Origin of the sequence: Pseudomonas sp. Pse79 (genome assembly GCF_024519615.1) — a bacterium.
Lineage (GTDB): Bacteria > Pseudomonadota > Gammaproteobacteria > Pseudomonadales > Pseudomonadaceae > Aquipseudomonas > Aquipseudomonas veronii.
Genome location: NZ_JALJRR010000023.1, coordinates 1 through 25,427, shown reverse-complemented (window position 1 = coordinate 25,427; position 25,427 = coordinate 1). Strand labels below are relative to the sequence as shown.

Annotated in this window: 32 protein-coding genes; 19 read left to right on the top strand and 13 right to left on the bottom strand. The window is 60.3% G+C overall.

Features of this window, described 5'->3' with window-relative positions; translation table 11 throughout:
* Positions 1-26: 26 nt before the first annotated feature.
* Complete coding sequence (yjgA, locus tag NR164_RS23795) at positions 27-548, bottom strand: ribosome biogenesis factor YjgA (RefSeq protein ID WP_010567685.1); 522 nt, start codon at positions 546-548, stop codon at positions 27-29.
* 108 nt (positions 549-656) lie between these two features.
* On the opposite strand from yjgA, the gene pmbA reads away from it, so the two are divergent.
* The 6 genes from pmbA to NR164_RS23765 all read left to right on the top strand — a co-directional run bounded on the left by pmbA (position 657) and on the right by NR164_RS23765 (position 5,912).
* Positions 657-2,003, top strand: a complete 1,347-nt coding sequence (pmbA, locus tag NR164_RS23790; RefSeq protein WP_017845992.1) for a metalloprotease PmbA — start codon at positions 657-659, stop codon at positions 2,001-2,003.
* A gap of 148 nt (positions 2,004-2,151) precedes the next feature.
* The gene (locus NR164_RS23785; RefSeq protein WP_057004254.1) at positions 2,152-2,547 is read left to right on the top strand and encodes a hypothetical protein; all 396 of its coding nucleotides are present in this window, start codon (positions 2,152-2,154) and stop codon (positions 2,545-2,547) included.
* Entirely contained in the window at positions 2,540-3,916 is a 1,377-nt protein-coding gene (locus tag NR164_RS23780) for a lyase family protein (RefSeq protein ID WP_017845990.1), read from the top strand. The genes NR164_RS23785 and NR164_RS23780 overlap by 8 nt, the downstream gene beginning before the upstream one ends.
* 27 nt (positions 3,917-3,943) lie before the next feature.
* Positions 3,944-4,372, top strand: coding sequence for a hypothetical protein (locus NR164_RS23775; RefSeq protein ID WP_017845989.1), 429 nt, complete (start codon positions 3,944-3,946; stop codon positions 4,370-4,372).
* Between the two features lies 1 nt (position 4,373).
* Positions 4,374-4,985 carry a superoxide dismutase gene (locus NR164_RS23770; RefSeq protein WP_079442869.1) on the top strand — a complete coding sequence of 204 codons (612 nt, stop codon included), beginning with the start codon at positions 4,374-4,376 and terminating at the stop codon, positions 4,983-4,985.
* 33 nt (positions 4,986-5,018) lie between these two features.
* Positions 5,019-5,912, top strand: a complete 894-nt coding sequence (locus tag NR164_RS23765) for a ZIP family metal transporter (protein WP_079442870.1) — start codon at positions 5,019-5,021, stop codon at positions 5,910-5,912.
* Positions 5,913-5,950: 38 nt separating this feature from the next.
* Here the strand turns inward: NR164_RS23765 and NR164_RS23760 are convergent, their stop codons facing one another.
* The 10 genes from NR164_RS23760 to NR164_RS23715 all read right to left on the bottom strand — a co-directional run bounded on the left by NR164_RS23760 (position 5,951) and on the right by NR164_RS23715 (position 12,974).
* Positions 5,951-6,223 carry an HPr family phosphocarrier protein gene (locus tag NR164_RS23760; RefSeq protein ID WP_046384677.1) on the bottom strand — a complete coding sequence of 91 codons (273 nt, stop codon included), beginning with the start codon at positions 6,221-6,223 and terminating at the stop codon, positions 5,951-5,953.
* A gap of 16 nt (positions 6,224-6,239) precedes the next feature.
* The gene (gene rapZ, locus NR164_RS23755; protein ID WP_017845985.1) at positions 6,240-7,097 is read right to left on the bottom strand and encodes an RNase adapter RapZ; all 858 of its coding nucleotides are present in this window, start codon (positions 7,095-7,097) and stop codon (positions 6,240-6,242) included.
* Positions 7,098-7,099: 2 nt separating this feature from the next.
* Complete coding sequence (gene ptsN, locus NR164_RS23750) at positions 7,100-7,564, bottom strand: PTS IIA-like nitrogen regulatory protein PtsN (RefSeq protein WP_057004257.1); 465 nt, start codon at positions 7,562-7,564, stop codon at positions 7,100-7,102.
* A 12-nt stretch (positions 7,565-7,576) separates the two neighbouring features.
* Positions 7,577-7,882 carry a ribosome hibernation-promoting factor, HPF/YfiA family gene (gene hpf / locus NR164_RS23745; protein ID WP_017845983.1) on the bottom strand — a complete coding sequence of 102 codons (306 nt, stop codon included), beginning with the start codon at positions 7,880-7,882 and terminating at the stop codon, positions 7,577-7,579.
* 75 nt (positions 7,883-7,957) lie between these two features.
* Entirely contained in the window at positions 7,958-9,451 is a 1,494-nt protein-coding gene (locus NR164_RS23740) for an RNA polymerase factor sigma-54 (protein WP_026139902.1), read from the bottom strand.
* 197 nt (positions 9,452-9,648) lie between these two features.
* Positions 9,649-10,374, bottom strand: coding sequence for an LPS export ABC transporter ATP-binding protein (gene lptB, locus NR164_RS23735; protein WP_017845981.1), 726 nt, complete (start codon positions 10,372-10,374; stop codon positions 9,649-9,651).
* Entirely contained in the window at positions 10,374-10,907 is a 534-nt protein-coding gene (gene lptA, locus NR164_RS23730; RefSeq protein WP_046384676.1) for a lipopolysaccharide transport periplasmic protein LptA, read from the bottom strand. Before lptA ends, lptB begins: the two co-directional genes overlap by 1 nt.
* The gene (gene lptC / locus NR164_RS23725) at positions 10,894-11,466 is read right to left on the bottom strand and encodes an LPS export ABC transporter periplasmic protein LptC (protein WP_046384675.1); all 573 of its coding nucleotides are present in this window, start codon (positions 11,464-11,466) and stop codon (positions 10,894-10,896) included. The genes lptA and lptC overlap by 14 nt, the downstream gene beginning before the upstream one ends.
* Before the next feature lie 8 nt (positions 11,467-11,474).
* Positions 11,475-11,999 (bottom strand): HAD family hydrolase, encoded by a 525-nt coding sequence (locus NR164_RS23720; RefSeq protein ID WP_017845978.1) that lies wholly within the window; start codon positions 11,997-11,999, stop codon positions 11,475-11,477.
* The gene (locus NR164_RS23715; protein ID WP_017845977.1) at positions 12,000-12,974 is read right to left on the bottom strand and encodes a KpsF/GutQ family sugar-phosphate isomerase; all 975 of its coding nucleotides are present in this window, start codon (positions 12,972-12,974) and stop codon (positions 12,000-12,002) included.
* Between the two features lie 315 nt (positions 12,975-13,289).
* On the opposite strand from NR164_RS23715, the gene NR164_RS23710 reads away from it, so the two are divergent.
* From NR164_RS23710 to hisC, 10 genes are all read left to right on the top strand, one after another.
* The gene (locus NR164_RS23710; protein WP_003171811.1) at positions 13,290-14,099 is read left to right on the top strand and encodes an ATP-binding cassette domain-containing protein; all 810 of its coding nucleotides are present in this window, start codon (positions 13,290-13,292) and stop codon (positions 14,097-14,099) included.
* Positions 14,099-14,896: a lipid asymmetry maintenance ABC transporter permease subunit MlaE gene (mlaE, locus tag NR164_RS23705; protein ID WP_017845976.1), complete on the top strand. Its 798-nt coding sequence runs from the start codon at positions 14,099-14,101 to the stop codon at positions 14,894-14,896. Before NR164_RS23710 ends, mlaE begins: the two co-directional genes overlap by 1 nt.
* Positions 14,896-15,363 carry an outer membrane lipid asymmetry maintenance protein MlaD gene (mlaD, locus tag NR164_RS23700; RefSeq protein ID WP_017845975.1) on the top strand — a complete coding sequence of 156 codons (468 nt, stop codon included), beginning with the start codon at positions 14,896-14,898 and terminating at the stop codon, positions 15,361-15,363. The genes mlaE and mlaD overlap by 1 nt, the downstream gene beginning before the upstream one ends.
* Positions 15,364-15,374: 11 nt before the next feature.
* The gene (locus NR164_RS23695) at positions 15,375-16,022 is read left to right on the top strand and encodes a phospholipid-binding protein MlaC (RefSeq protein WP_046384674.1); all 648 of its coding nucleotides are present in this window, start codon (positions 15,375-15,377) and stop codon (positions 16,020-16,022) included.
* Complete coding sequence (locus NR164_RS23690) at positions 16,019-16,324, top strand: lipid asymmetry maintenance protein MlaB (RefSeq protein ID WP_017845973.1); 306 nt, start codon at positions 16,019-16,021, stop codon at positions 16,322-16,324. Before NR164_RS23695 ends, NR164_RS23690 begins: the two co-directional genes overlap by 4 nt.
* Positions 16,325-16,438: 114 nt before the next feature.
* A complete protein-coding gene (locus NR164_RS23685) occupies positions 16,439-16,678 on the top strand; it encodes a BolA family protein (RefSeq protein ID WP_017845972.1) in 240 nt (79 codons plus the stop codon).
* A gap of 23 nt (positions 16,679-16,701) precedes the next feature.
* Complete coding sequence (gene murA, locus NR164_RS23680) at positions 16,702-17,967, top strand: UDP-N-acetylglucosamine 1-carboxyvinyltransferase (protein ID WP_017845971.1); 1,266 nt, start codon at positions 16,702-16,704, stop codon at positions 17,965-17,967.
* 156 nt (positions 17,968-18,123) lie between these two features.
* Positions 18,124-18,759 carry an ATP phosphoribosyltransferase gene (hisG, locus tag NR164_RS23675; protein WP_017845970.1) on the top strand — a complete coding sequence of 212 codons (636 nt, stop codon included), beginning with the start codon at positions 18,124-18,126 and terminating at the stop codon, positions 18,757-18,759.
* 379 nt (positions 18,760-19,138) lie between these two features.
* Positions 19,139-20,464, top strand: a complete 1,326-nt coding sequence (gene hisD / locus NR164_RS23670; protein ID WP_017845969.1) for a histidinol dehydrogenase — start codon at positions 19,139-19,141, stop codon at positions 20,462-20,464.
* A gap of 3 nt (positions 20,465-20,467) precedes the next feature.
* Positions 20,468-21,520: a histidinol-phosphate transaminase gene (hisC, locus tag NR164_RS23665; RefSeq protein ID WP_256823335.1), complete on the top strand. Its 1,053-nt coding sequence runs from the start codon at positions 20,468-20,470 to the stop codon at positions 21,518-21,520.
* A gap of 129 nt (positions 21,521-21,649) precedes the next feature.
* Here hisC and NR164_RS23660 read toward each other — a convergent pair whose 3' ends face one another.
* The gene (locus NR164_RS23660) at positions 21,650-22,924 is read right to left on the bottom strand and encodes a uracil-xanthine permease family protein (RefSeq protein WP_017845967.1); all 1,275 of its coding nucleotides are present in this window, start codon (positions 22,922-22,924) and stop codon (positions 21,650-21,652) included.
* Between the two features lie 2 nt (positions 22,925-22,926).
* Positions 22,927-23,565: a uracil phosphoribosyltransferase gene (gene upp, locus NR164_RS23655; protein WP_017845966.1), complete on the bottom strand. Its 639-nt coding sequence runs from the start codon at positions 23,563-23,565 to the stop codon at positions 22,927-22,929.
* Between the two features lie 163 nt (positions 23,566-23,728).
* Between upp and NR164_RS23650 the strand changes: the two genes are divergently transcribed.
* The 3 genes from NR164_RS23650 to NR164_RS23640 all read left to right on the top strand — a co-directional run bounded on the left by NR164_RS23650 (position 23,729) and on the right by NR164_RS23640 (position 25,313).
* The gene (locus NR164_RS23650; protein WP_010567709.1) at positions 23,729-24,286 is read left to right on the top strand and encodes a hypoxanthine-guanine phosphoribosyltransferase; all 558 of its coding nucleotides are present in this window, start codon (positions 23,729-23,731) and stop codon (positions 24,284-24,286) included.
* 62 nt (positions 24,287-24,348) lie between these two features.
* Complete coding sequence (locus tag NR164_RS23645) at positions 24,349-24,834, top strand: hypothetical protein (protein WP_046384672.1); 486 nt, start codon at positions 24,349-24,351, stop codon at positions 24,832-24,834.
* Between the two features lie 191 nt (positions 24,835-25,025).
* Positions 25,026-25,313 (top strand): PA4642 family protein, encoded by a 288-nt coding sequence (locus NR164_RS23640; protein WP_017845962.1) that lies wholly within the window; start codon positions 25,026-25,028, stop codon positions 25,311-25,313.
* Positions 25,314-25,427 lie beyond the last annotated feature (114 nt).

Sequence of the window (25,427 nt, the reverse complement as noted above, 5' to 3'; positions counted from 1 at the left end):
CGAAGACCGCCACCCGGGGAAGAGGATCAACGCAGGCCGCGTTGAGTCTCGTCCAGCTCACGGATGTACTTGAAGATTTTACGGCTGGTGGCCGGCGCCTTGTTTTGCGCCAGTTCGTGCTGGGCCTGACGGATCAGGGAGCGCAGTTGCTGGCGGTCCGCGTCCGGGTAGTCCAGTACGAATTTCTCCAGCACCGCGTCATCGCCCGAGATCAGGCGGTCACGCCAACGTTCCAGGTTGTGGAAGCGTTCGTTGTACTGGCGAGTGGAGGCATCGAGTTGATCGAGCAGGGTCAGAATCGCGTCAGTGTCCTGATCGCGCATCAGCTTGCCGATGAACATGATGTGCCGTTTACGCGCGATATTCGCGGTGTGCTTGGGTGCATCCGCCAGAGCCCGGCGCATTTCGTCGGTCAGAGGCAGTTTTGCAATCAAGTCCGGCTTGAGCGTTGTAAGGCGCTCGCCGAGGTCAACCAGAGCATGCAGCTCGCGTTTGACCTGGGTTTTGCTTTTCTCCCCATCGAGGGAGTCGTCGTAAGAATCAACCATGGTGGCAGTCCGCAAAGAAACGCCGCCATGATAACCAGTCGGGGGCCGCTTGTCCGGCCCGGTCGCTCGATGGCCTTAACCGAAAGCAGAATTTGAGTGGAGAAAACCATGAGTGCAGCCCAAAGCGTCGGTCCGCAAGCGTTACCGGCACTGCAGGAACAAGTCGAGCAGATCCTTGCCGAGGCCAAGCGCCAGGGGGCCAGTGCCTGCGAGGTGGCTGTGTCCCTGGAGCAGGGGCTGTCGACGTCGGTACGTCAGCGGGAAGTCGAAACCGTCGAATTCAACCGCGACCAGGGGTTTGGCATCACCTTGTACGTCGGCCAGCGCAAAGGCTCGGCCAGCACCTCGGCGAGTGGGCCGGAAGCGATTCGCGAGACGGTGGCCGCCGCATTGGCGATTGCCAAGCACACGTCCGAGGATGAAAGCTCGGGCCTGGCCGACAAGGCGTTGATGGCCAAGGACCTGCAGGATTTCGACCTGTTCCATGCCTGGGACATCACCCCGGAACAAGCCATCGAACAAGCGCTGACCTGCGAAGCGGCGGCGTTCGATGCCGACCCGCGGATCAAGAATGCCGACGGCACCACCTTGAGCACCCACCAGGGCTGCCGCGTGTACGGCAACAGCCATGGTTTTATCGGCGGTTATGCGTCGACGCGTCACAGCCTGAGTTGCGTGATGATCGCCGAAGCCAACGGCCAGATGCAGCGCGATTACTGGTACGACGTGAACCGTCAGGGCGAGTTGCTGGCCGACCCGGTCAGCATTGGCCGGCGTGCCGCGCAACGTGCCGCGAGCCGCCTGGGCGCGCGCCCGGTGCCGACCTGTGAAGTGCCGGTGCTGTTTTCGGCGGAGCTGGCCGGCGGTCTGTTCGGCAGTTTCCTGGGGGCGATTTCCGGCGGCAACCTGTACCGCAAATCGTCGTTCCTCGAAGGTGCGATTGGCCAGAAGCTGTTTCCGCAGTGGCTGACCATCGACGAGCGTCCACACCTGATGCGGGCCATGGGCAGTTCGTCGTTCGACGGCGATGGCCTGGCGACCTATGCCAAGCCGTTCGTCGAAAACGGTGAGTTGGTTTCCTACGTGCTGGGCACGTATGCCGGGCGCAAACTGGGCCTGCCGAGCACTGCGAACGCTGGCGGCGTGCATAACCTGTTCGTGACCCACGGCGAGGAAGACCAGGCGGCGCTGTTGCGACGCATGGGGCGTGGCCTGCTGGTGACTGAATTGATGGGCCAGGGCTTGAACATGGTCACCGGTGATTATTCCCGTGGCGCGGCGGGTTTCTGGGTAGAAAACGGTGAGATTCAGTTTGCTGTCCAGGAAGTGACCATCGCCGGCAATATGCGCGACATGTTCAAGCAGATCGTTGCCGTGGGTAACGACCTGGAGCTGCGCAGCAATATCCGTACAGGTTCGGTCCTGATCGAGCGGATGACAGTCGCCGGTAGTTAATCCTTCCGACGCTTCACCAAAAGGCGCGCCATCTGCAGGATGGCGCGCCTTTTTTTGTGGCTGCATTCCAGGTTGATTGGCTTGCCACTCTTGTGTTGATTATCAATATCATTTAATAATAAATATCATTATCGAATGAGTGCGGATCATGAATGCTGTCCTGCATGAGGACCCCTACCTGGAAAGCTGGCGTTGGATGAGTCGTCAGATTCGCTGCTGCCTCGAGCCCAATGAACCGCGCCTGATCGAACATTACCTCAATGAAGGTCGATACCTCGCCTGTTGCACCGCGACTCATCCATGGACGATCGCTGAAACGGCTTTCCGCCTGCTGATCGACACCGCCACGGACATTGCCTTGCCGTGGCATTGGCGGTCCCAGTGCCTGGACCAGGCCTGGCGCCCGCTGCGCGACCTGGAAACACTCTCCCACTGTGCCTGCCGCCTCAAGCGCTGGCAGGCCTTTGCCTGGCAATTGGCGACGTGCGAATTGCTGCCTTCGATTTCCGTTTCTGACTGGGTGCAAGGATCTTCCGATGAGTAATAACCGTATCGAACGCGACAGCATGGGTGAACTGCAAGTCCCCGCCGAGGCCTTGTACGGCGCGCAAACCCAGCGCGCGGTGAACAACTTTCCGATCAGCCACCAGCGCATGCCGGCGCCGTTCATTCGTGCGTTGATCCTGGCCAAAGTGGCAGCGGCCAAGGTCAACGTCGACCTCAAGCAGATCAGCGAAGGGCAGGGCAAGGCCATTGTCGATGCTGCCCTGGGCTTGCTGGACGGTGACTTCATGCCGCACTTTCCGGTGGATATCTTTCAGACCGGTTCCGGCACCAGTTCCAATATGAACGCCAACGAAGTGATCGCGACCCTGGCCAGCCGTTTGCTCGGTGAGGCGGTCAACCCCAACGATCACGTGAACTGCGGCCAAAGCAGCAACGACATCATCCCGACCACCATCCACGTCAGTGCGGCGTTGGTGCTGCATGAGCAAACGCTGCCGGCGTTGCTGCATCTGGTGCAGGTCATCGAACGGAAGGCCGAAGAGGTCCACCCCTTCATCAAGACCGGTCGCACGCACCTGATGGACGCCATGCCCGTGCGTATGAGCCAGGTGCTCAATGGCTGGGCGCAGCAGCTCAAGGCCAATATCGCGCACCTGCAGGACCTGTTGCCCAGCCTGCAAGCCCTGGCCCAGGGCGGCACGGCTGTCGGTACCGGGATCAACGCGCATCCGGAGTTTGCGCTGCGTTTCAGCCAGCAGCTGAGCAGCCTGACCGGCGTGCAATTCACGCCGGGCAAGAACCTCTTCGCGTTGATCGGCTCCCAGGACACCGCCGTCGCCGTCTCCGGCCAGTTGAAAGCGATCGCTGTGTCATTGATGAAAATCGCCAACGACTTGCGCTGGATGAATTCCGGGCCCCTGGCTGGCTTGGGCGAAATCGAACTGGAAGGGTTACAGCCCGGTTCTTCGATCATGCCGGGCAAGGTCAACCCAGTGATTCCGGAAGCGACCGCCATGGTCGCCGCACAAGTCATCGGCAATGACACGGTGATCACCATTGCCGGGCAATCCGGCAACTTCGAGCTGAACGTGATGCTGCCGATCATCGCCCAGAACCTGCTCGGCAGCCTCGAACTGCTGGCCAATTCCAGCCGCCTGCTGGCGGACAAGGCCATTGCCAGTTTCAAGGTCAACGAGGCCAAGCTCAAGGAAGCGTTGTCGCGCAATCCGATCCTGGTGACCGCACTCAACCCGATCATTGGTTACCAAAAGGCCGCTGAAATCGCCAAGCAAGCCTATCAGCAAGGTCGCCCGGTGATTGATGTCGCCCTCGAGCACACCGACTTGCCGCGCAGCCAACTGGAAGTCCTGCTGGACCCGGAAAAGCTCACGGCCGGCGGCGTGTAATCACCGACCCTGCTTTGGAGGCTGACCATGGAGCATTGGAAACGCACGATCGAACGGGCCAATCGCTGCTTTATGCAGGGCGAGTTGGTCGACGCTCGCGAAGCCTATTTACAAGCCCTGGCCCTGGCTCAAGTGTTGTTCGAGCGCTGGGCGAACGCCGACGAAGCAGTGGCGGCTTGCGTCATTTCCCATCACAACCTGGCGGACCTGCACCTGCGCCTGAACCAGCCGGAAGAAAGCGCGGAATACCTTTGTGCCATCCACCAACGGCTGTTACAGGCGCTGCAGGACCAGCGCCTCAGCCCGCAACTGCGCGACGCGGCGTTGCGCCAGAGCAGCAAGACCTACGTCGAACTGTTGAATTTCATCAGCGATCACGGCGAATACCCCCGTACCCATCGCTTGCTGGGCGGTACTGCGGCGCAACCGACCCCTCCTCAATACGGAGCACACTGATATGTCCTACACCTTGCCTGCTTTGCCTTACGCCTACGATGCCCTGGAACCGCATATCGATGCGCAAACCATGCAAATTCACTACACCAAGCACCACCAGACTTACATCAACAACCTCAATGCCGCCGTGGAGGGCACCGAGTTTGCGGGTTGGCCGGTAGAGAAGCTGGTGTCGAGCGTCCAGCAACTGCCCGAGCAACTGCGCGCCGCGGTGATCAATCAGGGCGGTGGGCATGCCAACCACTCGTTGTTCTGGGCGGTGATGTCACCCAAAGGCGGCGGCAAACCCGATGGCGCGCTGGGCCAGGCGATCGATGAGCAACTGGGCGGTTTCGACAGCTTCAAGGAGGCCTTCACCAAGGCCGCATTGACCCGCTTCGGCAGCGGCTGGGCCTGGTTGAGCGTGACCCCGCAGAAGACCCTGGTGGTGGAGAGCAGCGGCAATCAGGACAGCCCGCTGATGAGCGGCAACACACCGATCCTCGGCCTGGATGTGTGGGAACACGCCTACTACCTGCTGTACCAGAACCGGCGTCCTGAATACATCAATGCCTTCTACAGTGTCATCAACTGGCCGGAAGTCGCCGCCCGCTACCAGGCCGCCCTGGCCTGATATCACGCCGTACAACACGACCTAAGGCCGACCATGGGTACTGAAACACTGGCGATCAGCAGCGTGCGAATGTTTCGTTACGCATTTGGCTCGCTGCTGCTATTGGCAGGTATTGCATTGCTGGTGGCTCAAGGATTCGCCTGGCTGGACCTGGAGCCGCGCATCCTGCGGGCCCTGCAAGGTGGGGCGATCTGTGCGCTCGGCACCGCGTTGGGCGCCGTACCGGTGTTGGTTATCCGGCGCATGCCAGCAGCAATGAGCGATACCTTGCTGGGCTTTGGTGCCGGCGTGATGCTCGCGGCCACGGCGTTTTCGTTGGTCGTGCCGGGCATTGCCGCCGCTGAAGGCCTGGGGCTCAGCCCTTGGGGCGCGAGTGGCTTGATCAGCATTGGCATCATGCTGGGAGCGTTCGGCTTGTACCTGGTCGATCGCAAGGTCTCCGGGGCCAGCCCGGAAATGCTGGTCGGTACGCCGGAGCATCCGGTGATCCCGCCACGTATCTGGCTGTTCGTGTTTGCCATCATCGCGCACAACATCCCGGAGGGTATGGCGGTTGGCGTGTCGGCGGGCGGCGGCATGCCGGATGCCGACAGCCTGGCCATGGGCATCGCTTTGCAGGATGTGCCCGAAGGCCTGGTGATTGCGTTGGTGCTGGCCGGAGCAGGGATGTCGCGGTTCAAGGCGTTCCTGATCGGTGCGGCTTCGGGCTTGGTCGAGCCGATATTCGCAGTGCTTTGTGCCTGGTTGGTGAGTCTGGCGCAGGTGCTGCTGCCGTTAGGCTTGGCGTTGGCTGCTGGCGCGATGCTGCTGGTGGTCACTCACGAGGTGATCCCCGAATCGCGGCGCAATGGCCATGAAAAGCTCGCCAGCCTGGGACTGTGCATCGGGTTTTGCTTGATGATGGTGATGGATACTGCATTGGGCTGAAGCTGTTGCGGCTTCAGCCTCTGTCTCGTCGGGTGGGTTTATTCACCCTCATCAAAGAAGTTATTGATCAGCTTGGTCAAGGCCGCCATCGCTTCCTGCTCTTGCTCGCCTTCGGTCTTCAAATGAATCTTGGTGCCCTTGCCGGCGGCGAGCATCATCATCGCCATGATGCTCTTGCCGTCGACCATGGTTTCCGGAGTGCGTCCAGCGCGAACCTGGCAGGGGAACTGCCCGGCAATGCCGACGAACTTGGCTGAGGCGCGGGCGTGCAGGCCCAGCTTGTTGATGATTTCAATTTCCAGAACGGGCATCGCGGGGGTGTTCCTTTCAGCTAAGGTCGCGGTGGCGAACCTGGACGTTCTTGAGGGTTTGTTGCAGCATCTGGCCCAGGCGTTCGGTCAGGTAGACGGAACGGTGGTGGCCGCCGGTGCAGCCGATGGCAATGGTGACATAGGCCCGGTTGCTGGCGGCAAAGCGCGGTAGCCATTTGAGCAGGTAGCTGGAGATGTCCTGGAACATCTCCTCGACATCCGGTTGCGCGGCCAGGTAGTCCGCCACCGGCTGATCCAGCCCCGACTGGTCCCGCAACTCCGGCTTCCAGTAAGGATTGGGCAGGCAGCGCACATCGAATACCAGATCGGCGTCCACCGGCATGCCACGCTTGAAGCCAAACGACTCGACCAGAAAGGCCGTGCCGGGCTCGGGCTGGTTCAGCAGGCGGAGCTTGATGGCATCGCGCAGTTGGTACAGGTTGAGGCTGGTGGTGTTGATCTTGAGGTCGGCGAGGTCAATGATCGGTCCCAACAGCTTGGTCTCGTCCTCGATGGCTTCGGCCAGCGAACGATGCGGGCTGCTGAGGGGGTGACGTCGACGGGTCTCGGAGAAGCGTTTGAGCAGGGTTTCTTCGTCTGCGTCCAGGTACAGCACATCACAGTGAATGTGCTTGGCACGCACTTCCTCAAGCAGTGCCGGGAACCGCGAGAGGTGGCTGGGCAGGTTGCGGGCGTCGATCGACACGGCGACCAGTGGCTGTGCCAGTTCGGTGTGGATCAGCGCGCGCTCCGCCAACTCCGGCAGCAGGCCGGCGGGCAGGTTGTCGATGCAATAGAAGCCGTTGTCCTCAAGAACGTTGAGGGCGGTGCTTTTACCTGAGCCGGAGCGGCCACTGACGATGATCAAACGCATGATTACTGCTCGATTTGTTCAGCCAGGACAACCTGATACAACGCCTCATTGCTGCTGGCACTGCGCAGTTTGTCGCGTACTTCCTTGCGGTCAAGCATGCTGGCGATCTGCCGGAGCAGTTCCAGGTGTGCATCGGTGGCGGCTTGCGGGACCAGCAACACGAACAGCAGGTCGACCGGGGCACCGTCGATGGCGTCGAAATCGATGGGAGCGTCCAGGTGCAGCAGGGCGCTGACAGGTGTCTCGCAGCCTTTGAGGCGACAGTGAGGAATGGCGATGCCGTTACCAAAACCGGTCGAGCCGAGTTTTTCACGGGCAATCAGAGCCTCGTAGACATCTTGCATCTCCAGCTCAGGCACTTGTTTGCTGATCAGGTTGGCAATCTGTTCGAGGGCTTTCTTCTTGCTGCCCCCCGGCGCGTTCACAAGGGAACGGCCGGGAGTCAGGATGGTTTCAAGTCGGATCATGGGTGGGGAGTGTTAGCGGCCGGTGCCCTGTAGGAGGCTCTGCTGCTTTTCCTTATGCTTTTTGATTTGGCGATCCAGCTTGTCGGTCAGGTCGTCAATGGCGGCATACATATCAGAATGCTCAGCATTGGCGACGACTTCTCCGCCGGGTATACGCAAGGTGGCTTCGATTTTCTGCTTCAGCTTTTCGACAGTCATAATGACTTGCACGTTGGTGATCTTGTCGAAATGCCCCTCAATTCGTTTGAGTTTTTCGCCGATATAGGTGCGCAGCGCGTCGGTCACTTCCAGTTGGTGTCCACTGATATTGACTTGCATACAGCTTCTCCTTCGTTGCCAGTGCATAAAGCGGCAGGCAGAGATGCCTGCCACTGGAACGCTGTGGCCTGCCCGTCACATCAAACGCTTACGCTCGCTGGAAGGCGCGATCCCAAGGGACTCGCGGTACTTGGCGACGGTTCGACGGGCGACCTGAATGCCTTGTGCCTCCAGTAAACCAGCGATCTTGCTGTCACTCAACGGCTTTTTCTGATTTTCCGCGGCAACCAGTTTTTTGATGATTGCGCGGATCGCCGTGGACGAGCATTCGCCGCCTTCGGAGGTGCTGACATGGCTGGAGAAAAAGTATTTCAGCTCATATATACCCCGTGGGGTATGCATGAATTTTTGCGTCGTTACCCGGGAAATCGTTGATTCGTGCATGCCCACCGCTTCTGCGATGTCGTGCAGGACCAGCGGTTTCATCGCTTCGTCGCCGTACTCAAGGAAGCCGCGCTGGTGCTCGACGATTTGCGTGGCCACTTTCATCAGGGTTTCGTTGCGGCTTTGCAGGCTCTTGATGAACCAGCGCGCTTCCTGCAACTGGTTGCGCATGAAGGTGTTGTCGGCGCTGGTGTCGGCGCGACGGACGAAACCGGCATATTGCGGGTTGACCCGCAGGCGCGGCACCGATTCCTGGTTCAGTTCCACCAGCCAGCGTTCGTTGTCTTTGCGCACGATCACATCGGGGACGACGTATTCGGCTTCGCTGGACTCGATCTGCGAGCCCGGACGCGGGTTGAGGCTCTGCACCAGCTCGATGATGTGGCGCAGGTCGTCTTCCTTGAGCTTCATGCGGCGCATCAGCTGGCTGTAGTCGCGGCTGCCCAGCAGGTCGATGTAGTCGGTGACCAGGCGTTGGGCTTCAACGAGCCAAGGGGTCTTGGCGGGCAGCTGGCGCAATTGCAGCAGCAGGCACTCGCTGAGGTTGCGCGCGCCAATGCCGGCGGGCTCGAACTGCTGGATGCGGTGCAGGACGGCTTCGATCTCGTCCAGTTCGATGTCCAGTTCCGGGTCGAAGGCTTCAAGAATCTCTTCGAGTGTCTCGTCCAGATAACCCTGGTTGTTGATGCAGTCGATCAGGGTCACAGCGATCAGGCGATCGGTGTCGGACATCGGCGCCAGGTTCAATTGCCACAGCAAGTGGCTCTGCAGGCTCTCGCCGGCGGAGGTGCGGGTGGTGAAATCCCACTCGTCGTCATCATTGCTGGGCAGGCTGCTGGCGCTGGTCTGGTAGACGTCTTCCCAGGCGGTGTCCACGGGAAGTTCGTTGGGAATACGTTCGTTCCATTCGCCTTCCTCCAGGTTGTCCACCGTAGGGGCGGTTTCCTGGTAAGAGGGTTCCTGCACGTCGGAATTGGGTTTTTGCTCGATGTTGTCGGCCAGCGGGTCTGCATTATCGAAGTCGTCGCCTTCTTCCTGGCGTTCGAGCATCGGATTGGACTCCAGGGCTTCCTGGATTTCCTGTTGCAGGTCCAGTGTCGACAATTGGAGCAGGCGGATGGCCTGTTGCAGCTGCGGTGTCATCGTCAGCTGCTGGCCCATTCTCAGGACTAGCGATGGTTTCATGGCAGGGGCTTAACACCTTATTCGCCGGCGCAATGCGCCATCCACGACAGGGCGCGTGAGCGCCAAACATAAGCAAATTATATGCCTGATATCGGGGGCTTTGCCTAGAGCGCGGTAACAATAAAAATCCGGAGGTTTTCATTGACTCCCGCGCACCTTGGCGAACGGCCTGCCACCGCCTTTTTTTCCAGGCAGGCTTACAGGCGGAACTCGTGGCCCAGATACACTTCCTTGACCAGTTCGTTGGCCAGGATCGTGGCCGAATCGCCTTCGGCAATCAGTTGCCCATCGTTGACGATATACGCAGTTTCGCAGATATCGAGGGTCTCGCGGACGTTGTGGTCGGTGATCAGTACACCGATGCCCTTGGCCTTGAGGTGATGGATGATCTGCTTGATGTCGCCGACCGAGATCGGGTCGACACCGGCAAACGGTTCGTCCAGCAGGATGAACTTCGGTGCAGTGGCCAGGGCGCGGGCAATCTCCACGCGGCGGCGTTCACCACCGGACAAGCTCATGCCGAGGTTGTCGCGAATGTGGTTGATGTGGAATTCCTGCAGCAGGCTTTCCAGCTCCTTGCGGCGGCCGTCGCGGTCGAGTTCCTTGCGGGTCTCGAGGATCGCCATGATGTTATCGGCAACCGACAGTTTGCGGAAGATCGACGCTTCCTGGGGAAGATAGCCGATACCGGCGCGCGCACGGCCGTGCATCGGCTGGTGGCTGACGTCGAGGTCGTCGATCAGGATGCGACCTTGGTCCGCTTGGACCAGGCCGACGATCATATAGAAACAGGTGGTCTTGCCGGCACCGTTGGGGCCAAGCAGGCCGACGATCTGGCCGCTGTCGATCGACAGGCTGACGTCGCGCACGACCTGACGGCCTTTATAGGCCTTGGCCAGATGCTGGGCTTTCAGGGTTGCCATTACTCGGCCTTCTTCTTCGGCTGGATAACCATGTCGATACGTGGACGCGGTGCGGTGACCTTGGTGCCGTTGGCGCGACCGGCGTTGGCAACCTGCTTCACGGTGTCATAGGTGATTTTTTCACCTTCCGTGGAGTTGCCGTCGGGGCTGAGTACCTTGGCCTGGTCGATCAGCACGATGCGATTTTGCTGGGCGTGATACTGGATGGTTTTGCCGTAGCCCTTCATCGGGGCGGTGTCGGTGGCAGCCTGCTTCTGTTCGAAGTAGGCCAGGTTGCCCACCGAAGTCACGACGTCAATGTCGCCAGCAGGGGTGCGAGTCAGTGTCACCGTGTTGCCGGTGATCTTCATCGAGCCCTGGGTAATGATCACACCGCCGGTGTAGGTCGCGACGCCTTGCTTGTCATCGAGCTGTGCATCGTCGGCCGAAATGTGGATCGGTTGCTGGCTATCGTTCGGCAGAGCCCAGGCGCTCACGCTTCCCAGTGCTGCGCCCAGACTGAGCAAAATAGGGAGGGTTTTAACGAGCCTCATACTGTCCTCTTACGTTCGATAGCAGGTGTATCCTGCTTTCTTTCAAATACGCTTTCATTCCCTTGCCAGTCGATACACCGCCAGCGCCGTCGATTCTAACGTCTTGCTCGGTCTGCGCATATTGCTTCTGTGGGAATACGGTCATGCGACTGCTGGTGATGATGGTGTCGCGGTTCTGTGCGTCGGTTCGTGCGACGCGCACCGAGTCGATCAGTTCCACTTCGGTGCCGTCCGGGTTGACTTCGCCACGCTTGCTGGTGACGTGCCAGGGGAATTCGGTGCCGCGATACAGATTCAAATCGGGGTTGGTCAGCAGGGTGACTTCGGACGCTTTCAGGTGCTCGACCTTGTCCGAGTTCATTTCATACTGCACCTTGCCATCAGGCAGGAACTGCACGCTGTAGGCATTGGTGGCGTAATAGTCGATAGCGCCTTGGTCAACCTGCGCCACAGGCTGGTCGAGAAAGCGCTCCGGGCTGATATTCCAGTAGCCAACCGCCAGGAGCAGCGCGGCGATGACCCCGAATAGCAGGAAGTTGCGAATCTTTTTGCTCAGCATAAAACGCTCTATAGGTAGGCGGCGTGGGCCGCTTCAAGGCTGCCCTGGGCACGCAGGATCAACTCGCAGAACTCGCGGGCGGCGCCTTCGCCGCCACGAGCCGTGGTGATGCCGTGGGCATGCTCGCGAACAAATGCCGCCGCATTGGCGACAGCCATGCCCAGGCCCACCCGGCGGATCACCGGCAGGTCGGGCAGGTCGTCGCCCAGGTAGGCAACCTGCTCATAGCTTAGGTTCAGTTGGCCAAGAAGCTCGTCCAGAACGACTAGTTTATCCTCCCTGCCTTGATACAGGTGAGGAATCCCCAGGTTTTGTGCGCGGCGTTCCACAACCGGGGTTTTCCGACCGCTGATAATCGCGGTTTGCACGCCCGCCGCCATGAGCATCTTGATGCCCTGGCCGTCGAGGGTGTTGAACGACTTGAATTCGCTGCCGTCCTCGAGGAAGTACAGGCGGCCATCGGTCAGCACGCCGTCAACGTCGAAAATCGCCAATTTGATGTGCTTGCCGCGTTGCAACAGGTCGCTGGTCATTTACATCACTCCCGCACGCAGCAAGTCGTGCATGTTCAGGGCGCCGATCGGGCGGTCATTGCCATCGACCACCACCAGCGCGCCGATCTTATGGTCTTCCATGATCTTCAGGGCTTCTGCCGCCAGCATTTCTGCGCGTGCGGTCTTGCCGTGGGGAGTCATCACCGCATCGATGGTGGCGGTGTGGATATCGATAGTGCGGTCCAGGGTGCGGCGCAGGTCACCGTCGGTGAATACGCCGGCCAGGCGTCCGTCGGCTTCCAGGATCACGGTCATGCCCAGGCCCTTGCGGGTCATCTCCATGAGTGCGTCCTTCAGCAGGGTGCCGCGCTGTACGTGGGGCAGTTCATCGCCGGAATGCATGACGTTTTCCACTTTCAGCAGCAGGCGTCGGCCCAGCGCGCCGCCCGGATGGGAAAACGCGAAGTCTTCCGCCGTAAACCCACGTGCTTCCAGCAGCGCCACGGCCAGGGCATCGCCCATGACCAGCGCGGCGGTGGTGGAAGAGGTTGGCGCCAGGTTCAGCGGGCAGGCCTCTGCGGTCACATGAACATTCAGGTTCACTTCGGCGGCCTTGGCCAGCGTCGACTCCGGGTTGCCGGTGATGCTGATCATCTGGATGCCCAGGCGCTTGATCAACGGCAGCAAGGTCACGATTTCGTTGGTGGTGCCGGAGTTGGACAGTGCGAGGATGATGTCATCCTTGGTGATCATGCCCATGTCGCCGTGGCTGGCTTCGGCCGGGTGGACGAAAAACGCCGTGGTCCCGGTGCTTGCCAGGGTGGCGGCGATCTTGTTGCCGACGTGACCGGACTTGCCCATGCCGACCACGACAACGCGGCCTTTGCTGGCCAGAATCATCTCGCAGGCGCGTACGAAATCCACGTCGATATGGGCCAGCAAGCCTTCTACGGCTTCAAGCTCGAGGCGGATGGTGCGTTGTGCGGATTGGATAAGATCGCTGGATTGGCTCATGTCTGAAATCGTATAGCCTGACGAAAAGTCGACGATTATAACGATAATGATCAATTCCCTCACGCAAGTTCGTCAGTCTTTAGTCGTCAGGCGCTTCAGATTCATTCCTCGGTAACATAGCAAGCAACGGTTTTTCCCTGTCTCCAATCTGAACAAGCGCTGTTCCGGCCTTGGGGGCGCTGTACCAGCAGTGATATAGTTCGCCGCCAGTTCGGTCCACCCAGCCCATGTGGCTAACTATATGTTGGGCAACCGTTGCAAACGTTTGTCACAAGCGTGGTGTCTGAGTGAGAGGCTGCATCCCAAGGAGTTTAGATGAGTGCCGATAACGCCTACGCGGTCGAGCTGAAGGGCCTTACCTTCAAGCGCGGGACGCGCAGCATCTTCAATAACGTCGATATTCGCATTCCCCGCGGTAAGGTCACCGGCATCATGGGGCCTTCCGGTTGCGGCAAGACCACCCTGTTGCGCTTGATGGGCATGCAATTGCGCCCCAGTGCCGGCGAAGTGTGGGTCAACGGCCAGAACCTGCCGACGTTGTCGCGCAGCGATCTGTTCGATGCGCGCAAGCACATGGGGGTGCTGTTCCAGAGCGGTGCATTGTTCACCGACCTCGATGTGTTCGAAAACGTAGCGTTTCCGCTGCGGGTGCATACCCAGCTGTCCGACGAGATGATTCGTGACATTGTGTTGCTGAAGCTGCAGGCCGTGGGCCTTCGCGGCGCCATCGACCTGATGCCGGATGAACTGTCCGGCGGCATGAAGCGTCGTGTCGCCCTGGCGCGTGCCATTGCCCTCGATCCGCAGATTCTCATGTATGACGAACCCTTCGTGGGCCAGGACCCGATCGCCATGGGCGTGTTGGTGCGCCTGATCCGCCTGCTCAACGATGCGTTGGGGATCACCAGTATCGTGGTCTCCCACGACCTGGCCGAAACCGCGAGCATCGCCGATTACCTCTATGTAGTCGGTGATGGCCAGGTACTGGGGCAGGGCACGCCGGAAGAACTGATGAACGCTGACAACCCGCGCATTCGCCAATTCATGACCGGCGATCCCGATGGCCCGGTGCCTTTTCATTTTCCGGCAGCGGACTACCGCTCAGATCTTCTGGGGAAGCGCTGATGCGCAAGACATCTCTTATCGAAAAGGTGCGCCTTTTCGGGCGTTCCGGCATCGACATCATCGAAGTGCTCGGCCGTTCGACGATATTCCTGTTCCACGCCTTGCTCGGCCGTGGCGGCATTGGCGGCAGCTTCGGCCTGCTGATCAAGCAGCTGCACTCCGTTGGTGTGATGTCCCTGGTGATCATCGTGGTTTCCGGGGTTTTCATCGGCATGGTGCTGGCGTTGCAGGGCTTCAATATCCTGTCCAGCTACGGCTCGGAGCAGGCGGTGGGGCAGATGGTCGCCCTGACGCTGTTGCGTGAGCTCGGCCCGGTCGTCACGGCCCTGTTGTTCGCCGGGCGCGCCGGTTCCGCGCTGACCGCCGAAATCGGCAACATGAAGTCCACCGAGCAGTTGTCCAGCCTCGAGATGATCGGCGTGGACCCGCTCAAGTACATTGTTGCCCCGCGCCTGTGGGCCGGCTTCATTTCCCTGCCGTTGCTGGCGATGATCTTCAGCGTGGTGGGTATCTGGGGCGGTTCGTGGGTGGCGGTGGACTGGCTGGGGGTCTATGAAGGCTCCTACTGGTCCAACATGCAAAACAGCGTGAACTTCAGCGGCGATGTGTTCAATGGCATCATTAAGAGCATTGTCTTCGCCTTTGTCGTGACCTGGATCGCCGTATTCCAAGGCTATGACTGTGAGCCCACTTCAGAAGGGATCAGTCGCGCCACCACCAAGACCGTTGTGTACGCCTCGCTGGCGGTACTGGGCCTTGACTTTATTTTGACCGCCTTGATGTTTGGAGATTTCTGATGCAAAACCGCACTGTGGAAATCGGTGTCGGCCTTTTCTTGCTGGCTGGCATCCTGGCTTTACTGTTGCTGGCCCTGCGAGTCAGCGGCCTTTCGGCCAGCCCCACCGCCGATACCTATAAACTTTACGCGTACTTCGACAATATCGCGGGTTTGACTGTCAGAGCTAAAGTGACCATGGCCGGTGTAACCATCGGCAAGGTCACGGCGATCGATCTGGACCGCGACAGCTTCACCGGGCGTGTGACGATGCAACTGGACAAGAAGGTCGATAATCTGCCGACTGACTCCACGGCATCGATCCTCACCGCAGGTTTGCTGGGCGAGAAATACATCGGTATCAGCGTAGGCGGGGAAACCGCTCTGCTCAAGGATGGTTCGACCATCCACGACACACAGTCGTCGCTGGTGCTTGAGGACCTGATCGGTAAATTCCTGCTCAATACGGTCAATAAAGACGCTAAATGAGGAATCTGTTCATGATCTCTACCTTGCGACGTGGTCTGCTGGTACTGCTTGCAGCACTGCCGTTGATGGCCAACGCGGCAGGTTCTGCGCACGAACTGGTGCAGGACACGACCAGCAGAATGCTGGCTGACCTGAAAGCCAATAAAGAACAGTACAAGCAAGACCCTACCAAGTTCTACGACTCGCTCAACACCATTGTCGGCCCGGTCGTGGATGCCGAAGGCATTTCGCGCAGCATCATGACGGTGAAGTATTCGCGCAAGGCGACACCTGCGCAGATGCAGACATTCCAGGAAAACTTCAAGAAGGGCCTGTTTCAGTTCTACGGCAACGCCCTGCTCGAGTACAACAACCAGGGGATCACTGTCGACCCTGCCAAGGATGAGTCGGGCGATCGCACCAGCGTCGGCATGACCGTCAAGGGCAGCAACGGCGCCATCTATCCAGTGCAATACACTCTGGAGAAGGTCAGCGGTGAGTGGAAGCTGCGTAACGTGATCATCAACGGCATCAACATTGGCAAACTGTTCCGTGATCAGTTCGCCGACGCGATGCAGCGCAATGGCAACGACCTCGACAAGACCATCAATGGTTGGGCCGGTGAAGTGGCCAAGGCCAAGGAAGAGACCGATAAAGCCGCCGGGAAGCCCGCGCAATGACCGAGGCGGCTGTTCGTATCGGCGATGCCGGCGAGTTGTTCCTCAGCGGCGTGCTGGATTACCGCACCGGGCCCGACCTGCGCAAGCAGGGGCAGGCGCTGATCCAGGCGAGCACCGCACCGTCGCTGGTGCTCGATTGCTCGGCGGTGACCAAGTCCAGCAGCGTCGGCTTGTCGTTGCTGCTGTGCTTCATGCGCGACGCCGAGGCGGCCAAAAAGCCGGTGAGCATTCGTGCGTTGCCCGACGACATGCGTGAAATTGCCGACGTTTCCGGTCTGACCGAGCTGTTGGCGCATCCTTAATACACATATTCAAGAAAGCCCCCCGTCAGAGTCCTGCTATGCGGGGTTCGCAGGCGCGGGGCTTTTTTGTATGATGTGCGACCCGCGCGCACTGGGCGCCGATAGAGGTTGAGCATGCAGGCCCTAGAAGTTAAGAGCTTCCTTGAAGGAAAGCTGCCGGAAACGAACGTAGAAGTTGAAGGCGAAGGCTGCAACTTCCAGCTGAATGTGATTAGCGATGAACTGGCGGCATTGAGCCCGGTCAAGCGTCAACAGCAGGTCTATGCCCATTTGAACCCGTGGATCACCGATGGCAGCATCCATGCGGTCACTATGAAATTTTTCAGCCGCGCGGCCTGGGCCGAGCGCACCTGAGCCCCCAAGGCGTCGAGATTCTTATGGATAAATTGATTATTACCGGTGGTGCCCGCCTTGATGGCGAGATCCGCATTTCCGGTGCGAAAAACTCCGCCTTGCCGATCCTGGCAGCGACCTTGCTGTGTGATGGCCCTGTGACCGTGGCCAACCTGCCGCACCTGCACGACATCACCACCATGATCGAACTGTTCGGTCGCATGGGCATTGAGCCGGTGATCGACGAAAAACTGTCGGTTGAAATCGACCCGCGCACCATCAAGACCCTGATCGCCCCGTATGAGCTGGTGAAAACCATGCGTGCGTCGATCCTGGTGCTCGGCCCGATGGTTGCCCGTTTCGGCGAAGCCGAAGTGGCCTTGCCTGGCGGTTGCGCGATCGGTTCGCGTCCGGTCGACCTGCACATCCGTGGCCTTGAAGCCATGGGCGCCACCATCGACGTCGAAGGCGGCTACATCAAGGCCAAGGCGCCGGAAGGCGGCCTGCGTGGCGCCAACTTCTTCTTTGATACCGTCAGCGTGACCGGTACCGAGAACATCATGATGGCCGCTGCCCTGGCCAACGGCCGCAGCGTCTTGCAAAACGCCGCGCGCGAGCCGGAAGTGGTCGACCTGGCCAACTTCCTGATCGCCATGGGCGCCAATATCAGCGGCGCCGGCACCGACACCATCACCGTCGAAGGTGTAAAACGCCTGCATTCGGCCACCTACAAGGTGATGCCGGACCGCATCGAGACCGGGACCTACCTGGTTGCCGCCGCCGTCACCGGTGGCCGCGTCAAGGTCAAGGACACTGATCCGACCATCCTTGAGTCCGTGCTGGAAAAACTCAAGGAAGCCGGCGCTGAAATCACCACCGGTGAAGATTGGATCGAGCTGAACATGCACGGCAAGCGGCCAAAAGCCGTCAACGTGCGGACCGCTCCGTACCCGGCGTTCCCGACCGACATGCAAGCGCAGTTCATCTCCCTGAACGCGATTGCCGAAGGCACCGGCGCTGTGATCGAGACCATCTTCGAAAACCGCTTCATGCACGTGTACGAACTGCACCGCATGGGCGCGAAGATCCAGGTCGAAGGCAACACGGCCATCGTGACCGGCATCGACAAGCTCAAGGGCGCGCCCGTCATGGCCACCGACCTGCGGGCTTCGGCCAGCCTGGTGATCTCCGCACTGTGCGCAGAGGGCGACACCCTGATCGACCGCATCTACCACATTGACCGTGGCTACGAGTGCATCGAAGAAAAACTGCAGATGCTCGGCGCGAAGATCCGCCGCGTACCGGGCTAGTCCCCGCTGCACGGGCGCAGGGATGCGCCCGCCCGGGGTGTGCAATTGCGTATTCCGGCTGAATGTGTTTCAAATCGAGGCTGTAATGGCCTCGATCTGTGTCTGGCGCCGTTTGCGACCAGACCGCAATAGCCTGATGAAGGACTGACGTTTCCCATGTTGACCATCGCACTGTCCAAGGGCCGCATCCTTGACGACACTTTGCCGCTTCTGGCTGAAGCGGGCATCGTGCCGACCGAGAATCCGGACAAGAGCCGCAAGCTGATCATCCCTACGACCCAGGACGACGTTCGTCTGCTGATCGTGCGGGCTACCGATGTGCCGACCTATGTTGAACACGGTGCCGCCGACCTGGGTGTCGCCGGTAAAGACGTATTGATGGAATACGGCGGCCAGGGCCTGTACGAGCCGTTGGACCTGCGTATTGCCCTGTGCAAGCTGATGACCGCCGGCCGTGTCGGTGATGTCGAGCCTAAAGGTCGCCTGCGGGTGGCCACCAAGTTCGTCAATATCGCCAAGCGTTACTACGCCGAGCAAGGCCGTCAGGTCGATATCATCAAGCTGTACGGCTCGATGGAGCTGGCGCCGCTGATTGGCCTGGCCGACAAGATCATCGACGTGGTCGACACCGGCAACACCCTCCGCGCCAACGGTCTGGAGCCCCAGGATTTCATTGCTGACATCAGCTCCCGGCTGATCGTCAACAAGGCATCGATGAAGATGCAGCACGCGCGTATCCAGGCGTTGATCGACACCCTGCGCAACGCAGTGGAGTCTCGACACCGCGGTTGACTCACCCGCGTAGCCAAACGGCTGCGCCCGTCTATCCGCCTCATAGCCAGAATTCTCAGGTGCCCAAGCGGATACGACTGCTGGGAAGGTGCGCTGACGTTCAATAACGAATCGCGCCTTACCCCAAAAGGCAAGTTATGTTAGTAGAAGATTTTTTTTCAATACCTAGCGACGCGTAGCCGCCTGCCTTTTGAGGCAAGGCCCTACGGGTTGGTACTGTGGCCGCGCCATGCCGCGTTGCGGGACTTGGTAAGGAAACAAACCCTTACCGGCGTCCCGCGCCTTGCCTGGCACGGCCACAGCACCAACGCGATTCGTTATTGAACGTCAGCGCACCTTCGGGCGCCTGAGTTTTTGCCAATCCTATGAGGCCCTCGCTATGACCACGTCCACTGCAATTGCCCGACTCAACGCTGCCGACCCGGATTTCGCCCATCATCTGGATCATCTGCTGAGTTGGGAAAGCGTGTCCGACGACTCGGTCAACCAGCGGGTGCTCGATATCATCAAGGCCGTGCGCGAGCGCGGTGACGCCGCGCTGGTGGATTTCACCCGCCAGTTCGACGGCCTGGACGTCAAGTCCATGTCGGACCTGATCCTGCCCCGCGAACGCTTGGAGCTGGCCCTGACGCGCATCACCGCGCCGCAGCGCGAAGCCCTGGAACTCGCGGCGGCGCGGGTGCGCAGCTACCACGAAAAACAGAAACAGGATTCCTGGAGCTACACCGAGGCCGACGGCACCGTATTGGGCCAGAAGGTCACGCCGCTGGACCGCGCCGGCCTGTATGTGCCGGGCGGTAAAGCCTCGTACCCGTCGTCGGTATTGATGAACGCGATTCCCGCCAAGGTGGCCGGTGTGACCGAAGTGGTCATGGTGGTGCCGACCCCGCGCGGTGAGATCAACGAGCTGGTCCTCGCGGCCGCCTGCATCGCCGGGGTCGACCGCGTGTTCACCATCGGCGGCGCCCAGGCTGTCGCGGCGTTGGCCTACGGCACCGAAAGCGTGCCGATGGTCGACAAGGTGGTCGGCCCCGGCAACATCTATGTCGCCACCGCCAAGCGCCATGTATTTGGCCAGGTCGGTATCGACATGATCGCCGGTCCTTCGGAAATCCTCGTGGTGTGTGATGGCCAGACCGACCCGGACTGGATCGCCATGGACCTGTTTTCCCAGGCCGAGCACGACGAAGACGCCCAGGCGATTCTGGTCAGCCCAGATGCCGAGTTCCTCGACAAAGTCGCCGCCAGCATCAACAAGCTGCTGCCGACCATGGACCGCGCCGAGATCATCGAGAAGTCGATCAATGGCCGTGGTGCGTTGATCCTGGTGCGCGACATGGAGCAGGCCATCGAAGTGGCCAACCGCATCGCGCCGGAACACCTGGAGTTGTCCGTGGCCGACCCACAGGCCTGGCTGCCGTCGATTCGTCACGCGGGCGCGATCTTCATGGGCCGTCACACCAGCGAAGCTCTGGGCGACTACTGCGCGGGCCCCAACCACGTGTTGCCGACCTCCGGCACCGCGCGCTTCTCCTCGCCGCTGGGGGTGTACGACTTCCAGAAGCGTTCGTCGATCATCTTCTGCTCGCCACAAGGTGCTTCCGAGTTGGGCAAGACCGCCTCGGTACTGGCCCGTGGCGAATCCTTGAGCGCCCACGCCCGGAGCGCCGAATACCGCATCCTTGAAGACAATAAGGGGAACTGAGACATGAGCAAATTCTGGAGCCCCTTCGTCAAGGAGTTGGTGCCTTACGTACCCGGTGAGCAGCCCAAGTTGACCAAGCTGGTCAAGCTCAACACCAACGAAAACCCCTACGGTCCGTCGCCCAAGGCGCTGGCGGCCATGCAGGTCGAGTTGAGCGACAATCTGCGCCTGTACCCGGACCCCAACAGCGACCTGCTCAAGCAGGCCGTGGCCCGCTATTACGGGATCGACGCCGGCAAAGTGTTCCTCGGCAACGGTTCCGACGAAGTCCTGGCACACATCTTCCACGCGCTGTTCCAGCACGACTTGCCGCTGCTGTTCCCGGATATCAGCTACAGCTTCTATCCGGTGTACTGCGGCCTCTATGGCATCAAATTCGACGCGGTGCCGCTGGATGAGCAGTTCCAGATCCGCGCGGCGGACTACGCCAGGCCGAACGGCGGGATCATCTTCCCCAACCCGAACGCGCCGACCGGCTGCGTGCTGGTCCTGGACGCGGTGGAGCAGATCCTCAAGGCCAGCCCGGATTCGGTGGTGGTGGTGGATGAAGCCTACGTCGACTTCGGTGGCGAAACTGCCATCAGCCTGGTGGATCGCTACCCGAACCTGCTGGTCACCCAGACCTTGTCCAAATCGCGCTCACTGGCCGGTTTGCGCGTGGGCCTGGCCGTGGGCCACCCGGACCTGATCGAGGCGCTGGAGCGGGTCAAGAACAGCTTCAACTCCTATCCGCTCGATCGCCTGGCGATTGTCGGCGCAGCGGCGGCGTTCGACGACCGCGAGTACTTCGAGAAGACATGCCGGTGGGTGACCGACAGCCGCAACAAGGTGGTCGCGCAATTGGAAGGCAAGGGCTTTGAAGTGTTGCCATCGGCTGCGAACTTCATCTTCGCCCGCCACCCACGGCACGACGCCGCCGGCCTGGCGGCCAAGTTGCGTGAGCAAGGCGTGATCGTGCGGCACTTCAAGCAGGCGCGGATTGATCAGTTCCTGCGGATCAGCATCGGTACGCCGGAGCAGAACCAGGCGCTGATCGATGGCCTAGGCGAGCTCTAAGTCACACTGAAGATCTAACAATGTGGGAGGGGGCTTGCCCCCGATAGCGGCAGATCAGTCGATTAGATGTCGACTGGCACTCCGTCATCGGGGGCAAGCCCCCTCCCACATTCAGTTTTGCAGTGCTGGTTAGATCAACGGCTCATCCGGCTTCTTGTGCTTCCAGCCATCATTGCCCGGCAGCAGCAGGTTCAAGCCAATCGCTACCACCGCACACAGGGCGATGCCCTTCAGGCCGAAATCGTCCGGACCGGTGCCGGTGCCGATCAGCACACCGCCAATCCCGAACACCAGCGTCACCGACACAATCACCAGATTGCGGGCTTCGCCCAGGTCGATCTTGTGGCGGATCAGCGTGTTCATGCCCACGGCGGCGATCGAGCCGAACAGCAGGCACAGAATCCCGCCCATCACCGGCACTGGAATGCTCTGCAGCAGTGCGCCGAACTTGCCGATAAACGCCAGGCTGATGGCAAAGATTGCCGCCCAGGTCATGATCTTCGGGTTGTAGTTCTTGGTCAGCATCACTGCGCCGGTCACTTCGGCGTAGGTGGTGTTCGGCGGGCCGCCAAACAGGCCGGCGGCCGTGGTGGCAATCCCGTCACCCAGCAGGGTGCGATGCAGGCCGGGCTTCTTCAGGTAGTCGCGACCAGTCACGCTGCCCACTGCAATCACACCGCCGATATGCTCGATCGCCGGGGCCAGGGCCACCGGGACGATAAACAGAATCGCCTGCCAGTTGAACTCCGGCGCGGTGAAGTGGGGCAGGGCGAACCACGGTGCGGCGGCAATTTTGGCCGTATCGACCACGCCGAAGTAGAACGCCATGGCAAAGCCCACCAGCACGCCGGAGATGATCGGCACCAGGCGGAAAATGCCCTTGCCGAACACGGCCACGATCAGGGTGGTCAGCAGCGCCGGCATCGAGATCAGCATCGCCGTCTGGTAATGGATCAGCTCGGCGCCATCGCCGGATTTACCCATCGCCATGTTGGCGGCAATCGGCGCCATGGCCAGGCCGATGGAAATGATCACCGGCCCGATCACCACCGGCGGCAGCAGCCGGTCGATGAAACCGGTGCCCTTGATCTTCACCGCCAACCCCATGAAGGTATAAACGAAACCGGCCGCCATCACCCCGCCCATGGTCGCCGCCAGGCCGAACTGGCCCTTGGCGAGAATGATCGGGGTGATAAAGGCAAAGCTCGACGCCAGAAACACCGGCACCTGCCGCCCGGTCACCAGCTGGAACAGCAGCGTGCCCAGGCCGGCGGTGAACAAGGCGACGTTTGGATCAAGACCTGTGATCAGCGGCATCAACACCAACGCGCCAAATGCCACAAAGAGCATTTGTGCGCCAGACAGGATCTGGCGCCAAAGCGGGTCGTTGAATTCATCCTGCATGCTCACGCGTCCTTCTGCTTGGTACCGAAGATCTTGTCACCGGCGTCGCCCAGGCCTGGGATGATGTAGCCGTTTTCATTCAGGCGCTCATCGATGGACGCGGTGTAGATCTGCACGTCCGGGTGGGCCTTCTCGACGGCGGCGATGCCTTCGGGCGCGGCGACCAGCACCATGGCGCGGATGTCCTTGCAACCGGCCCTCTTCAGCAGGTCGATGGTGGCAACCATGGAACTGCCGGTGGCGAGCATCGGGTCGATGATCATCGCCAGACGCTCGTTGATTTCCGGTACGAGTTTTTCCAGGTAGGTGTGGGCCTGCAACGTTTCTTCATTGCGAGCCACGCCCACGGCGCTGACCTTGGCGCCGGGGATCAGGCTGAGGACGCCTTCGAGCATGCCGATGCCGGCGCGCAGGATCGGCACCACAGTGATTTTCTTGCCAGCGATCTTCTCGACCTGGACGGGGCCGGCCCAACCGGGGATCTCGTAGCTCTCCAGGGGCAGGTCTTTGGTGGCTTCGTAGGTGAGCAACGCTCCGACTTCCTGAGCGAGCTCACGGAAGTTCTTCGTGCTAATGTCGGCGCGGCGCATAAGGCCGAGCTTGTGTCGGATCAGCGGATGGCGGATCTCGCGAGTGGGCATGGGAAAGGCTCCGGCGGCGGGCAAAAAAACCGGCCTAGATTAATCTATCCGAGGGTGTTGTCCTATAGACATCTAGCACGTTAGTCCATTAAGGCTTGAACGTTGCGCCTCACATGCGTACCTTTGCCCGCTTTTCTTGCCACAGCACCCCCTGGAGAGCGCCATGTCCGCTGATCTCGAGCATATCCGTCAAATCATGCGCGAGGCTGACTGCCTGTACACCGAAGCGCAAGTCGAAGAGGCGATCGCCAAGGTCGGCGCACAGATCACCCGCGAAATGGCCGACACCAACCCGGTGGTCTTCTGCGTGATGAACGGTGGTCTGATCTTCGCCGGCAAATTGCTGACCCATCTGCACTTCCCGCTGGAAGCGTCCTACCTGCATGCCACGCGTTATCGCAACGAAACCAGCGGCGGCGACCTGTTCTGGAAAGCCAAGCCGGAAGTCTCGTTCATCGACCGCGACGTGCTGATCATCGACGACATCCTCGATGAAGGGCACACCCTGGGCGCGATCATCGACTTCTGCAAACACGCCGGCGCGCGCAAAGTCCACACCGCCGTGCTGATCGACAAAGACCACGACCGCAAGGCGCGCCCGGAAATGAAGGCCGATTTCGTCGGCCTGCCGTGCATCGACCGCTACATCTTCGGTTACGGCATGGACTACAAAGGTTACTGGCGCAACGCCAATGGGATTTACGCCGTTAAAGGCATGTGATCAAGGCTCCGACGCAGGGTTGCGCATGCTATCGTGCTTGGCTTCTGCGTCTGGAGCTGTTCATGAGCCTGTTGATTCGCACCTGCGCCGCCCTGGCGCTGACCCTCAGCTTGCCGCTGGCCGCCGCCCCGGCGCCGATGCACAGCCAATTCCTGCCGCCCGACGACCTGGCCCTGCGCGCCGAAGCGCCCGATCAGCAGCAACTGTTGCAAGTCACCGAGTATGCCGTGGTGGTAGGTAATCAGCGCCAATCCACGCAGCAGCCGATCCCGGTGACGTCGCCGTTGATGATTCGCCTCAAGGGTAAGTCCTTGAACAAAGGCGCAAGCATCGCCCAGGTGATCGTCAATTTCGACGCCGAAAGCAAAAGCCTGAAAAAGCCGGTGTTCGATGACAAGACCAAGACCCTGACCTTGTCCTACCCCGCGACCCAATACCGCGTGATCGTCGACCTGCTGCGCAATGACACGGTGTATGTGCAGTTCCTCAGTTATGCCAATGGGCATATCTGGGCGGATCTGCATACCGGCGTGGTACGCACCAAGTAGCCAGCACACAGACGAACCCAATGTGGGAGGGTGCTTGCTCCCGATGACGGTGTGTCAGTCGACATCTAATTGACGGGTCCAGCGCAATCGGGAGCAAGCCCTCTCCCACAGTGGTTCTCAGCGCTTTCGCCGCTCGCGCCTCGCAGGTAGACTTCAAACCCCATGTAAATGTCCGCAGGCTGGAGTCGGTAATGCGTAAAGATAAGAAACAGGTGATTGGTGACGAGATCGGCGACGATCAGATCAAGTTGTTCCTGGACTTCGAACCCGTCGACGCGACTTCACCCTCCCTGCACAAACTGATCAAGGCCTATCGTGGCCTGCGTATCGACGACTTCGAGCGCTTCCTGGGCTTCTTCAAGGCCGCCGGCCTGGACCTCGATGGCAAGGACGAGCATGGCCAGACCTTCGTCGACCTGATCAAGGACCAGCGCAACGCCGCCGAGTACATTGAATTGATCGATAACGCCCGCGGCTGATTGCAGGCGAAAAAAAGCCCCGCTGCTCATATCGAGAAGCGGGGCTTTTTTATTTCGAGTGTCCCGTCCTGAATAAGGTTTACGCCTTCTGACCTATCTTCAGGAGGACTCAAT